This window comes from Mycoplasmoides fastidiosum, from assembly GCF_024498275.1.
Taxonomy (GTDB): domain Bacteria; phylum Bacillota_I; class Bacilli_A; order Mycoplasmatales; family Mycoplasmoidaceae; genus Mycoplasma_N; species Mycoplasma_N fastidiosum.
The window spans coordinates 133,268-147,660 of sequence record NZ_CP101809.1 but is presented as its reverse complement, the minus strand read 5'-3'; the positions used below and the strand labels follow the sequence as shown (position 1 = coordinate 147,660).

Genomic DNA, 14,393 nt, shown 5'->3' with positions numbered 1-14,393 from the left:
GTAAAAATTTAATTGTTTTTTAAAATCATAGAAATTACTTATTAATGAAAAAAATTAATTATTTTAAATCTAACAAATTAAAATTAATCAATTTAAATTTAATTTTTTGGGAAGCATGATTTTATCAGCCTGCGCAGAAAATCCAATGCTTTCTCATTCTCAAACTGAAAAACAAACTCAAAATCCACAAAATCAGTTGAATCCAGAAGAATTTTCTAAATCATCTGAAAAACCTAGACAAGAAAAATCGTTTAATTCAGCTAATCAAAATAATTCTTCAAATGATAAATCTAATAAAAATCAATTATCTAGTAAACCAAAAACTAATAATTTAACAGATGTAAAAGATAATATAAAAAATAAGGATCTTCTTAAAGAAGAGACTTCATTTCCTGAACAAAATAGTGAATCAATAGATTCCAAAATAATTGGACACAAATCTGATAATTTTTCTAAAAAAAGTCAACCTAATTCTGTCAAGAAAAAAAATAATTTAAATATTCATCCGACTAGTTTACAAAAAGAACGAGCAAAAATTTTGCTAAACCGTGCAGAAATTAAAAATTATTTCTCAAAACAAATATCAGAGAGCAGTCAAAATTTTTTAAGAGATCTAGGATTTATTAGTCAAGCTACTCTTTTTGATCAATCAGATCTTCTGGAAAAATTAAAGCAATTGTTTCATTCTGCTAAAAATGATAAAAATTTAATTCCAAATCCATCAGAAATATCTCCAGAAATTAATTTAATGAAGGATCTCCTAAAACTAATTCAAGATGATCAAAATCATATTTTATCCACAGAGCAAAAAAATGTTATCAATAAAATTTTGAAAGAAATTTCAATTCAATCTGAATCATTATTTAATAACTTATTATCAATTTTTGCAAAACAAAATAATGAATCGTTTGTTGAATTACAAACAACATTAGAAACTCAAATAACAAATTTTGTTTCTCCGCTTGATGAAGTGACAAAAGTTAATTTGAATACATTTTTATCAACTGTAAATCAATATTTTTCTTATATAAATGAAATTACTAATTATTTAACAAATTTAAAAGATATTGTTTTTAAATTTAATAAGCAAACAGAAGAATTAGAACAATTTATAAGTACTAATCACAATATTTCAAAAGAAAATGATTCAAAACAACAGTTTTACAACAAATTAACAACATTTAAAAACAGTTTAAAAATAAATATTTTGAAATATCCTATTGATAGTTTTTCTAATCAATTTTTTAACAATGATTTTTTAAATAAAAATCGTGGATTTAAAATATTTAACTTTAATTTACAGCTTTATAAAATTGATGCATTTATAAAAGATAGAATTAAGATAATCAATAAATTATCAGAAAATATTAAAATCTTAATTTACAACAGAAATTTATTAAATTTCAATGATTCAGCTTTAAATTTATTTGCAGCTAATTTAGACAATACAATTTATGAAGATGCTAAAAAAATAAAGAGTTATTGAGAAAGCAGCCAAAATAAAATAAAACACTTTTTAGAAACAGAAAATAACATAAGCCAATTAGAAGCAATTTTAAAAATAATCTCCAATTATAAAACAGATCCATTAAACAGTTTGCTTAAAACTGATCAAGAAATCAAAAATTGAAATGACCTTGTGATTCAATTTAACGAAATTTGAAGGCAAACAAAAACTGTTTTATGAAATCATGATGAAAAAGGCCAAGTTTATTTCCCTATAATTAAACAATATCAAGAAATAAATCAACAAATAAATATTACGAATAATTATCAGCAAATTTTAGAAATTTTTGGGACATCTGAAGAATTATTTTTCACTATTTCACAAATTTTAGAAATTTTTTCAGAAACTTCCTCTTCTTATGGCGCATCTTCATTAATGGATATAATTAACACAATTTGCTCAACTAATGACATTACACTTTCTCAAAAAAATAAAACTGACGGAATTAGTTTCATCGAATTTAAAACAGAATTAAATAAATTACAAAAAATAAGCAATGATACATTAAATCAAATGCCAAATTTTTTGATTGAGCTGTTAAAAATAAATGAATCAAATGTATCAACTGTATTAAATAAAAATTTAGCTCTAATTTTTAACAATGGGATGATTATCTCTAGTTAAAATTTCCTTACTTAAAAATACAGATTATTCTATTGATTGGTATTTTTAATGAATAATTATTAAAAACATAAATTATGAAAAATTATTTGTTAACCAAATTTAAATAAATATTTTATGATTTAAAAAATATTATGACTATATATAATTAATTTCAGTGAATTAAATTTATAAAAATTTAATTGTTCTTTAAATTTGCAGAAGTATTTATTAATGAAAAAAGTAATCTATTTAAATTTAAAAAATTTAGATTGATGAATTTAGTTGGAATTTGATTAGGAAGCATGGTTTTATCTGCATGTGCAGAAAACTCAAAATTATCTGATTCTTTCACTGAATATCAAAAAAAACCAGAAAATCCAATCAATGAACTAAAGAATTTTCCAGAATCTGAAAATAGTAACGCTGATGATAAATTGCATTCATTAGATCAATCTCAATATCAAACTGAATTAAGTCAAAATAATTCTTCAAACTATTTAGAAAAATCTGAAATTGAAAGAGAAAATCATGATTCCAAGAATAGTTCTTTAAATGATGAACGTTTAACAATAAATAAATCCAGTGAAACAAGTACTGATACTTCTTCAACAATTCCAAATAATGATAATCCGTTAAAAAATGAAATAAAAAATCATAACTTAATAGAAAAGAGGGGTTCAGATTCCAAACAAAACAATAAAATGGTCGATGTAAATTCATCTGGCTTCTCAGGTTCTAGGCCCGATGTTTCTTCTAAAGAAAATAATGCCAAACTTCAATTAGGAGAAAATCCTAACAATATCCAACCAACAGATGAACAAAAACAAAAAGCTAAAGATTTATTAAATCTTCTTGGAGTTAAATTTTATTTTTCCAATCAAATAGAACGTATAGGAGAAAATTTTTCAACTAATTTAGATATTCTTAGTCAAACTGCTTATTTTAATCAAACAGACCTTATTGAACAATTAAAACAATTAGTTGTTGTTTCTCAAGAAATTAATTTAAATCAATATGAAATCGAACAAATTTCATCAATTATTTCAATAAAACAAATTGAAAAATTAGTTCAAGAAAATTTAGAAACTATTTTTTCCAACGAAGAAAAAATCAACTTATTAAAATTCTAGAAGAAATTTTTGTTGAATCCAAAACATTATTGAATGGTTTGTCTTCTTTTTCTGAAGAAGAAAATAAAAATTCATTAACTGAAGTGCAAAATGAATTGAAAGCAAAAGTAACAGATCTTGTTTTCAATCATGAAAATATTGAAAATTTTAATTTAAATGCAATTCTGTTACTTGTGAATAATTATTTATCTAAAATAAATGAAGTTAATCAAAACTTAGAAAATTTAAAAAATGTTGTAATTCGTTTGGATAATAAAACCATTCAATTGGAAAACTTTATAATAAGCAACAATAAAATTTCAGAAGAAAATTCTACAAAAAAAGATTTTTATGAAAAATTAACAAGGTTGAAAAATATTTTAAAAATTAACATTTTAAATCGTCCAATTAGTGATATTCTTAATTTCCCAAATCCCTTTTCTTCAGCTAAAAATTATGATTATGAAGATTCTATCATTAACTTCAAACTTTATAAAATTGATGAATTTATAAAAAAACAAAATCAAATTTTACAAAAATTTTTAAGTGATATGAAAATTCTCATTTATAACAAAAGTCTTTTAGATCATAATCAATCAGCTTTAGATTTACTTGCTACTAATTTAAATAAAAAAATATCCAAAGATACTGCGATAATAAAATCTTATTGAAATAACAACAAAAATAAAATAGAATATTTATTAAATGCAAATACTGTTGAAAGTGAATTAAATGCTGTCTTAGTAACTATTGCTCAAATATTTTCTGATTACCAAACTAGTACGTTAATGATAGACTCATCAAAAAGTAATCAAAAACCCGAAAATTTAAATAATTATTTAAATATTTTTCATCAAATTTGATCAAAGATAAAAAATATTCTATTTATTCGCGATAAAAATAACCATGTCAGTTTTCCAATAATAAAAAATGCTCATGAATTAAGCCAAAAAATTATGGGAACTGAAAGTTATGAACAATTTTTAGAAATTTTTGGTAGATCTATAGAATTAATTTTTGATATTTCTCAGATTTTAGAAATGTTTTCAAACTTCTTATTCTGATGCAACAATTTCATTAAAAGATATTATTAATAAAATAATTACAATGAATAATTCGCTTATGCCTAATTCATCAGAAAATAACCAAATCAACTTTCAGAAATTAAAACAGGCGATTGAAAAACTGCAACAAATAAGTAATACTTCGTTGTCTCAAATCCCAGTATTTCTACAAGAATTAGTGAAAATCGATAACTATAGCGAATCAACTGTTCTAAATAAAGAACTAGCATTAATTTTTAATAATAAAAATGATTTATAAAATCATTCAAACTTAAAAACTTCAATTGCAAAACAGTAGATCAATAAAATGATCTGCTGTTTTAATGAACAAGTTAAATTTAAAAAATTAAATTTTATTTTGATTTATATAAGTTTATTTTTTTGAATCTATATAATTAATTATTACGAATTAAATTAAATAAATTTAATTGTTTATTATTAATTTAAAGAAATAATTTATTAATGAGAAAAAGTAGTCTATTTAAATCTAAAAAATTTAGATTGATGAATTTAATTGCAATTTGATTAGGAAGTATGGTGTTATCTGCATGTGCAGAAAATGCAGAACTATCACACCCTATAATTAAAAACCAAGAGAAAAAGCCAGAAAATTCAATCAATAGACAAAAGAATTTGCCAGAATCTGATAATAACAGGAATGAAAATAGAATAAATCCATTAGATAAATCTCATGATCAAATTGAATCAAATCCAAATGATCATTTAAATTTTTTAGAAAAATCTGAAATTAAAAAAGAGAATTATAATTCTAAAAATAATAATTTAGTTGATGAAAACTTAACCACAAATAAATTAAATGATTCAAGCAATGATACTAAAAAAACAAAAAATAATGAAAATCAATCAAAAAATGAAACAAATGATCAAAATTTAATTAAAAATAACATTTCATCTTCTAAACAAAACAATGAATTGATCGATACAAAAAAATCTAATCCATCGAAAAATAAACTTGATGTTTTTCCTGAAACAATTACACCTCGAGTCAATTTAGAAAAAGATATATTAAATACCCAAATAACTGATGATCAAAGACAAAAAGTTAGAAATTTATTAAATACTACTGGTGCTAAAATTTATTTCCTAAATCAAATAACATCTATAAAAGAATATTTTTTGACAAATTTGGATGTTCTAAGTCAAGTAGCTTATTTCGATCAGTCAGAACTTATTGAGCAACTAAAACAATTGGTTGCAACCACTACAAAAGATAACTTGAATTTAAATCAAGTTGAAAACTTTTATATTTCACCAATAAAAGAACTTGAAAAACTAATTCAGAATGACCAAAATATTAATTTTTCTGAAGAACAAAAAAATAATCTTATCAAGATTTTAGAAGAACTTTTTACTGAATCTACTTCTCTATTAAATTCTTTAATTTCTTTCTCTGAAAAAGAAGAGAAAATTTCATTAAATAATTTACAAACAAAATTAAATGAAATTGTAACCAAATTTGCCTTCACATATGAAAATGATGAAAAAATTAATTTAAATCAAGTATTAACAGCTACAAATAACTATTATGTTGGAATAAATGAAATTATTCATAATTTAGCAAATTTAAAAGACGTTGCAATTCGAGTTAACAATAAAACTCTTGAATTGGAAAATTTTATAGAAGTCATTCAAATTTAAAAGCAACCAACTTTATAGAAAGCGAATTATTTCAAAAACTAATTTTATTAAAGAATAGTTTTAAGATAAATATCTTAAAACATCCAATTAGTGATTTTTTTAATTCCCAAATTGCTCCCCTTTCCTTTACTCAAAATTATGATTTTAAATCTTTTGATGCTACTAATTTAAAACTTTATAAAATTAATGATTTTATAAACAGTCAAACTAATAATTTACAGAAATTTTTAGAAAGTATCAAAATATTAATTTACAACAAAAGTCTTATAGATTTTAACGAATCTGCTATTGATCTACTTGCAGCTAACTGAAATAAAAATCTGCCTGAAAGTGTTGCAAAAATAAAATCATATTGGAATAACAATAAAAGTAAAATAGATTATCTCTTAAAGGCAAATACTGATAATAACGAATTTAAATCTGTTTTAACTACAGTTGCTACAGAAATTTCTAATAATCAGATCGATGCATTAATAGCAAATTTTTTCAATAGTTATCAACCAACTGAAAATTCAAATTCATTTATTCAGGTTTGAGAAGAAATAAGAAATATTTTATTCACTCAAAATAATCAAGAAAAAACTGAATTTCCTTTAATAAAAAATGTCCAAGATTTAATGCAAAAAATTATGAATGCAGAGAGTTATGGGCAAATTTTAGAAATTTTTAGTATGTCTGAAGAATTATTGTTTATGATTTCACACATTTTAGAAACTTTTGCAAATTCTTCTGATTTAGATGCCACTATTTCAATAAAAAACATAATTAATGAAATAATTGGTATGAATGATTCAAATCATTCTCATCAATCCAAAAATGAAATACTTAATTTAGAAAAGTTAAAAAAAGCATTGAAAAAATTACAACAAATAAGCAATAACTCATTAACTCAAAGTCCATTGTTTTTCGAAGAAATGTCAAAACTCAACCAATCTAATGATTTTATTAATTGAAATAAGGAATTAGCATTAGCTTTTAACAATGGAAAAATTGATTATAAAATTTCCAAAAATTAAAACATTTCTAATTAATTGAAAATATCTAAAAAATTAATTTATATAAAACTTTATGCCGTTTTAAGCAAGATTTTTTTGTAATCTATATAATTAATAATTTGTGAATTAAATTAAATCCATTTAATTGTTTTTTAGAATCATAAAAATGTTTATCAATGAGAAAAAAGAATCTTTTTAAATCTAAAAAATTTAGATTAACGAATCTTCTTATAATTTTATTCGGAAGCATGATTTTATCTGCTTGCGCTGAACAATCCAAATTATCTAATTTTTCTCTTGAAGCTCCTGTAGAAAAATCTGAAACATCAACAAATCAAAAACATATTCCTCTAGAAATAGAAAATAAACCAACTGAAGAAGAATCTGATTCATCAGAAATATTCCAAAGTTCAAATGAAATTAGTGAAAAAAATTCTTATATTCATTCAGAAGGAACTCAGATTAGTAATAAAGATGCAAAATCAAAAAATGATTTAACAACAGATAAATCAGAAGCAAATATTTCTCGAAAAACAGATAACAAAAATCAATCTAATGCTCAAGCTCAAAAAGAAACTATTAATAATGAAAAAGTTTTATCTAATGAAAATAATAGTTTTTCTAAAACAAAAATATTAAATACTTTACCAACTAAACTTCAAGAGCAAAGAAGTAGCAAATTATTACAATGTCCAGGAATTCAACGTTATTTTTTAGTTCAAATACAAAATGTGAAAGAACATTTAACCAAAGATTTAGATGTCATTAATCAAATTGCCTATTTTAATCAAACAGAACTTATCACTGAACTACAACAATTAGTTGGATATTCAGAAGAAATAAATTTAAATCAATCAGAAAACACTACCCCAATTCCCTTTATTCGCGAATTACAAGAATTAATTAAAGAGAATCAAGACAGTATACTTTCAGAAGTACAAAAAAATAATCTTCTTAAAATATTAGAAAACATTTTTACTCAATCTCGCTTATTAATAAATAGTTTAATTTCTTTTTCCCAAGAAGAAAATAAGAACTCACTGTATGGTTTACAAACAAACTTAGAAGAAGCGGTATCAGATTTTGCTTTTTCCCATGAAAATTCTTCTAATTTCAACCTTGATCAAATTGTTCTAAAAGTAGACAATTATTTTTCCAGAGTAAAAGAAATTAGTGCTAATTTAATAAAATTAAAAGATACCACAGATCCTTTAAATAATGAAACTACAAAATTAGAACATTTCATAATAAATAATTTCAACGTCGCAGAACTGAACTCTGCAAAGAAAAATATTTATGACAAACTATTGATATTAAAAAATATTCTTAAAATAAATATTCTTAAACATTCCGTTGATAACTTTTCTCATCTAACAAATTTTTCACCTTCTTTTATTAAAGGTTCTGATTATCAAAAATCTGATTTGTATTTTCGACTTTATAACATCGATATTTTTTAAAAAATCAAACTAAATTTGCGGAACAAGTTCTGGATGATATAAAAATAATTACTTATAACAAAAGTCTTTTAAATTTTAATGACTCAGCTTTAAAATTATTTGCAGCTAATTTAGATCAAAAAATTTTGGATGATGTTACAGTAATAAAATCTTATTGAAATAACAATCAAAATAAAGTTAAGTCACTTCTAGAAACTAAAACCGAAAATATTGAATTGAACAATATTTTAAAGATACTTTCTAGTTATTCAATAGATAAATTAGATAATAATCTTCAGACCAATCAAAAACCTGATAATTCTGAGTTAAATTTAAATAACCTTTTAACTACTTTTCATCCAATTTGAGAAGAAGTAAAAAAATTCTTATGAGCATATGATGAAGATGGATCCATTTATTTTCCTATAATCAAAAATTTTAAAGATTTCAATCAAAAAATTTTAATTGCAGAAAGTTATGAGCAAGTTTTAGAAATTTTAAGTACAGCCACCGAATTATCTTTAGAGATTGTGCAAATATTAACGGCTTTATCCAATCATTCTTCATCAGATCCAACTATATCTTTAATCGATATAATTGACGAGATTATTTCATTAAATAACACTGAAACATCCAATAAACAAAAGTTAGATCAAATTGATTTCCAAAAATTAAAACAAGAATTAGAAAAGTTAGAACAAATTAGTAATCAACTTTTATCTGAAATACCAATGATTTTAGATAATTTATTAAACACAAATAAATTAAATTCATCCACCAATTTAAATAAGAATTTGGCATTAATTTTTAATAATGGTAAAATTAATTTCAAAACTACTTAAATCTAAAATTAGTTCATAAAAACAGATCAGTAAAATGATCTGTTTTTTTTATTTAGATTAAAAATTAATACATTTATCATCAAAATCATTAGTATAAAAAATTATTTTTTATATAAAATAGATCAGTATCTACCAAAAATTTTTTTGGTGTTTGTTATAGCAAATAAATTTTATTTAATGAAGAAAATTAAATTTTTACAAAAATCTCAAAGATGAATTAATTTCCTAAGTTTAAGTAGTTTGAGCAGTTTATTTTTAGCAGCTTGTTCTACAAATATTCCCAATGTTCAACCTGAAATAGAAATAAAAGAAAAACCCCAACAAATCAGACTAATAGTAATTCGAATTTTAATAACCAGCAAGACAATAACAGCAATCAGGATTTTAATAAATCAAGTAATAATACTTCTAATCAAAACTTATCTGAGTTTCAACCGCCCGTCATATAAACGATTCAATTACCTTTGATTTATTCGATTGAAAAACACTGGTAACTCAATCTGATTTCAATGTTTTAACTTTGTTACAATCTAATGATAATGATGCCATTAAAGCTTTAAACAAAATTTCAAATGGAATTACTGACTATGCTGAAATTTTAAGTAAGTCAGCTAACAATTCTGATTCTAAATTAGTAAAAGATTTAAAACAGCTTGAACAATTACTAACAAACAATGTTCAAACAACAGTGACTCAAACAAATAGTGATGTAAATAATCTTAAAACTAAAGTCATTAATTTAAAAGCAGCTGCTGAAACATTGTCTAATAAATTTGACAAATTTAGAAAAATTTGGGAATCAACTAAAATTCAAGATCATTTATGAATTAAAGTGAATGATCAGTTAAATTTTCCATTAGTTAATCTTACTAGTGCTTTTGCTTATGGTATCAATACTGCCAAAAATTATGGTGATTACATAAAAATTTTTAGTATCGGTTCTGATTTAGGATCAATAATTTCAAATATTACTGATAATTTATTTCCAAAAGCTGGCGATATTGATACTGTGAAATCTTCTCTAAACGAACTGCTTCAAGAAATCACAGGAAGCGGGGCAGTTCATAAATTTCAAAATGCACTTAATGAATTCGCCAGTGTAACTAGTTGGCCAACAACAACAACAACAACTCAAAATGATAATTCTAATAAAAACATAACCCCTGATGCATTAGCTAAAAATATTGCAACTAAAACTGTAGGGGATAGTCCAACTTATTCTGGTTATCTCTATCAAAAAGGGATTGTTAAGTCCACTTTATCTAATGCAAAAATTTCATTAGAGGATTTTTCTAAAGAATTATTTAAATTTGATTTTGCTGAAGATACTAAAGTTTTAGCAAGAATTAATGTTGCTTTAAATAATCAACTACGGTTTCTTTCTAAAACTCAAATAACTACACTTAATAATCGATTAATATCAATTTTCAATAATGGCAATGTTTTATTTGAAAAATAAAAATTAATTTATTATATGCAAAAACAAAAAGGATCATTATTTTATGATCCTTTTTGTTTAGATTTAATTTAATTTATCCCCAATTTTTTCCACAAATTTTTCGTTTAAAAAACAGAAACTAAAAACAGTTTATTAAAATGTATTCTAATTGCGTTAAAAGCAAATTAGGCATGATCAATTTGTTTTGCGCAAAAAAGGAATTTTTGTTTATGAAAAAACTGAAATTATTTACTAAAAAAAGATTTTTATTAGTTAATTTGGGATTAGCTGTTACTAGCAGTTTAATTCTTGTTGCATGCGGACAAAATACTAGCAACAGTGCTGGTGTGAATTCTAGTAATAATGGACGATTAAATAATCCCCAAATTCCCAACTTACCTAATAACCAAAGACGAGCTACTGAACCCCAACAAGAAACAGCTCGTAGTTTATTAAGAGAAGAAGCAGTTAAAACTGTTTTAAGATCTCAGCGTGACGCTGCTGTAAAAATAATTACAGCTAATTTTGATTCAGTTGCCCGGATTAGTCTTTTTGTAAAAAATGATGTTAAAGAATCAATTGAAACCTTAAAAAATGAATCAACTACTAATACTCAAAGTCCAAATACAGTGATTGATTTAGTTGCAACTTTAAAAACAGCAGTTACTGCTACTGGTTCAAAAATTTCAATTGATAAACAATCCCAAGCAACTGCTTTTCTAGATTTAATGACTCAAAAAACAACTGATCTTTTAGACGCTTTAAATAATTTGCCAGAAAGTTCAACTACTAATTCCTTATCAACTTTAAATAACGAATTTTTTACTGCTTTAACCAATTTGGCAACAGCTAATAATACTAATTGAACAATTTTTTTAGAAACATTTTTAAATATTCAAAATCGATACCAAACTAGATTAAATGAATTAAGCCCCAATTTACAAAAAATTCAAACTAGTGCGTTTGAATTAGATAGTGTAACAGCTAGCTTTGAAAAATTTATTAATAACGAAGCACCAGCTTTTTTATTAAATGGTGACAAAGCTAGTGCTAGTGCTGAACATATAAAAAGTTTAGTTTCTAAGGTGCGCAATAAAGTTTTAGGTGAACAAGGCGCTGATTTGTGAAATCAAGGGGATGCTCCAGAAACAATTGTAGGTAATGAAAAAAGAAAAAAAAGTACAAAAATCTACAGTATTGTTGCTGGTTTAGCTAACAAAAATAAGGCATGAGCAATAATTGAAGAACAAATTAAAGTTGTTACTTTCAACCAAGCTTTATTATTAAATGATAACAATGCTATTAATTTATTAGCACTATATGCACAGGAAAATGTTCCTTTAGATGCTGCTCGTTTAAATGCTTTTTTAGTTAATGAAAAAAGTAATCCTGCTCATTTATTGCAAACAAGCACAAACAATCAGGGAAGTATTGTTAGCATACTACAAAAATTAAGTACTGGACTTGATCGTTATGAAACTGTTTTAGGCAATACAACTAATTCTAAATTATTAACTGATTTAACAGAATTAGTTCAAGAATTACAACCTGTAAGCACTGAAACTGCTGATACAACTAAAAACAGTCAAATAACAAACATTCAGAAATTAAAAACTGCAAGTGCTACATTAATAAATAAATATCAATCATTTAAAAATGAATGAAATAAATTACAGCCAATTTTATGAAAAAAAAGTGGAGAAATAATTAATTTTCCACTATTAGATGATGCCAATACTCTAAATCAAGCAATTGGTTTAGCAAGTGAATATGGCCATGTTTTACAAGTTGTAGGTCATGCAAAAGAATTAAGTGAACAAATTCAAAAAATAACTCAATCAATCCAACCAACTTCTACAGATGCAACTAAAACTAATGAAAGTGTTTTGATGAAATTATTAGATGGTGTAATTAGTGAATTAAAATCAGATGGAGCATTTGCTAAAGTGGTTGAAGAATTTGCCAAAGTTACTGACTGAGATAACAAAATTAAAACTAAAGCTCAAGCAATTGCTAAAAGTGAAAATAGTCAAACAAGTGGTTATTTATATGATTTGTTAATTAAAGATGATACAACAGAAAATAAAGCACAAGCTGATGCTTCTGCTTCGATGGCTTCTTCTAGTTCTTCATCCTCTTCTTCTCAAACTGCAACAGTTGTAGTGCAAGCAGATACTGTTACTACTGCAGGACAAGGAGCACAACAAACTCCACCTGCTGCTGGAACAACTCCAACTGATCCAGTCCAAAAATCAACTCAATTGAGTTTACCAGAACTAAAAACTGAACTGACCAAACTGCAATCAGGTAGTGATAAACAATTGACAGTCATTTTAAATTTATTAAATCAACAATTTAATTTATCTAACCAAACTCAAACCCAACAGTTAAGTTTAAAATTAGCCCTAATGTTTAATAGTGGTCGAGTTCTTAACTAAATAATTTGCAATAATTAGTTTCTTTAAATACAACAAAAAAACAGATCATCAAGTTGATGATCTGTTTTTTTGCATTAATAATTAATCACGTATTTGTTATTAAAAACTATTGCAGTAATTTTAGTAAATAATGTTTAATAACAAAGTTGGTGAAAGGACTTATTTTTTACCAACTCTTGCTAAGTTAACTGGTTTAGTTTGTTGTACAACAAATAAATCATTTTGGTCAACTGAAAGAGTGCCTTCAATTAAGTCAGCCTCTTTACCTTCAGCTAAATTACGTAAGTCACGACCAACTGCACTAGAATGAGTTTCAGCGTACAAGCTGCTGTCATCTTGATAAGCACCAGCTTCAGATAAGTTAGCAATGGTTCGGCTTAAATCTTCGCCGTGAGCAAATTTAGCGCCTTCACGAGAATTTTTACCACTGAATGAGCTAGAACTTAGATTTTCTAATAAAAGAGTTAAATTGTCAATTTCAACTTGAATTTCAGCAACACGAGTTGAAAGAGAAGAGTCTAATAATTGTTGGGTTTCCAATAATGATTGAATTCGCATGCGGTTTTTAACAACTTCTTGACTTAATTGCATTTGTTTTTCGTAGTTCTGAGCTACAGTGTTGTATTCTTCATCTAAATTTAATACGCCACTTGCAATTTCAAATTCAGTTGCATCACTGTAACGATTGCGGATTAAAGCTTGAGTTTCAGAAATTAAGTGTTTTGCTTCAGCAACTTTAACACTTAGAACGCGGTTGGTTTCAAGTAAAATTTCTACTTCTTGCGCAATTTCTTCACTTAAATTATTGTAAGAAGAAACAACTTCATCACGGGAGTTTAGCAAGTAGTCTAAAGCTTGATTCAAGTAAGGTTTAATAATTACTTGGTTCACTTGAAGAGATAAATGAGCCGCTTTGTCTTCAATTGAAAGTTGTAATTGATTTAGTGACTGTAAAGATCTAGTTTCAGCACTAGATTTGTGTTCAACCATTTTTACTTCAACTAGTTCTTTGTTAAGATTTTCCATAGTTTTAGAATAAATTAATTTTTCCTTTTTTCTTATATTAAAAAAATTTTTGAATTTAATCGTAATTCAAATTATCCAACCTAAACTTTTAGATCTTACTGCACATTTAAAAGCGACACAGAATAATTAGAAATCTAAGGACGAATAATCTATTTCAGATTATACCATATCTAAACAGCTAATCTAATTTTTGCGTCGTTTTTATTAGTAAAAACCTGATACGAAGACAGAATTTTGAAAATTTTTTGAAATTAAAAAATCGGGTTAAAAAAC

The 14,393-nt window shown here is 24.7% G+C and carries 11 protein-coding genes; 10 read left to right on the top strand and 1 reads right to left on the bottom strand.

Annotated features, from left to right (window positions below):
- Positions 1 to 115 precede the first annotated feature (115 nt).
- The 10 genes from NPA10_RS00660 (at position 116) to NPA10_RS00615 (ending at position 13,094) form a co-directional block, all read left to right on the top strand.
- Positions 116 to 2,131 (top strand): ligand-binding sensor domain-containing protein, encoded by a 2,016-nt coding sequence (locus NPA10_RS00660; RefSeq protein WP_256547620.1) that lies wholly within the window; start codon positions 116 to 118, stop codon positions 2,129 to 2,131.
- Positions 2,132 to 2,382: 251 nt separating this feature from the next.
- Positions 2,383 to 3,240, top strand: a complete 858-nt coding sequence (locus NPA10_RS00655; RefSeq protein WP_256547619.1) for a hypothetical protein — start codon at positions 2,383 to 2,385, stop codon at positions 3,238 to 3,240.
- A 95-nt stretch (positions 3,241 to 3,335) separates the two neighbouring features.
- Positions 3,336 to 4,313: a hypothetical protein gene (locus NPA10_RS00650; protein WP_256547618.1), complete on the top strand. Its 978-nt coding sequence runs from the start codon at positions 3,336 to 3,338 to the stop codon at positions 4,311 to 4,313.
- A 13-nt stretch (positions 4,314 to 4,326) separates the two neighbouring features.
- Positions 4,327 to 4,542 (top strand): hypothetical protein, encoded by a 216-nt coding sequence (locus tag NPA10_RS00645; RefSeq protein ID WP_256547617.1) that lies wholly within the window; start codon positions 4,327 to 4,329, stop codon positions 4,540 to 4,542.
- 245 nt (positions 4,543 to 4,787) lie between these two features.
- Positions 4,788 to 5,942, top strand: coding sequence for a restriction endonuclease subunit S domain-containing protein (locus NPA10_RS00640; RefSeq protein ID WP_256547616.1), 1,155 nt, complete (start codon positions 4,788 to 4,790; stop codon positions 5,940 to 5,942).
- Positions 5,943 to 6,571: 629 nt separating this feature from the next.
- The gene (locus tag NPA10_RS00635; RefSeq protein ID WP_256547615.1) at positions 6,572 to 6,958 is read left to right on the top strand and encodes a hypothetical protein; all 387 of its coding nucleotides are present in this window, start codon (positions 6,572 to 6,574) and stop codon (positions 6,956 to 6,958) included.
- Between the two features lie 227 nt (positions 6,959 to 7,185).
- Positions 7,186 to 8,397, top strand: coding sequence for a hypothetical protein (locus tag NPA10_RS00630; RefSeq protein ID WP_256547614.1), 1,212 nt, complete (start codon positions 7,186 to 7,188; stop codon positions 8,395 to 8,397).
- Between the two features lie 125 nt (positions 8,398 to 8,522).
- The gene (locus NPA10_RS00625; protein WP_256547613.1) at positions 8,523 to 9,218 is read left to right on the top strand and encodes a hypothetical protein; all 696 of its coding nucleotides are present in this window, start codon (positions 8,523 to 8,525) and stop codon (positions 9,216 to 9,218) included.
- A 520-nt stretch (positions 9,219 to 9,738) separates the two neighbouring features.
- Complete coding sequence (locus NPA10_RS00620) at positions 9,739 to 10,677, top strand: hypothetical protein (RefSeq protein ID WP_256547612.1); 939 nt, start codon at positions 9,739 to 9,741, stop codon at positions 10,675 to 10,677.
- A gap of 209 nt (positions 10,678 to 10,886) precedes the next feature.
- Positions 10,887 to 13,094, top strand: coding sequence for a hypothetical protein (locus NPA10_RS00615; protein WP_256547611.1), 2,208 nt, complete (start codon positions 10,887 to 10,889; stop codon positions 13,092 to 13,094).
- A gap of 159 nt (positions 13,095 to 13,253) precedes the next feature.
- Here NPA10_RS00615 and NPA10_RS00610 read toward each other — a convergent pair whose 3' ends face one another.
- Positions 13,254 to 14,120 carry a hypothetical protein gene (locus tag NPA10_RS00610; protein WP_256547610.1) on the bottom strand — a complete coding sequence of 289 codons (867 nt, stop codon included), beginning with the start codon at positions 14,118 to 14,120 and terminating at the stop codon, positions 13,254 to 13,256.
- Positions 14,121 to 14,393 lie beyond the last annotated feature (273 nt).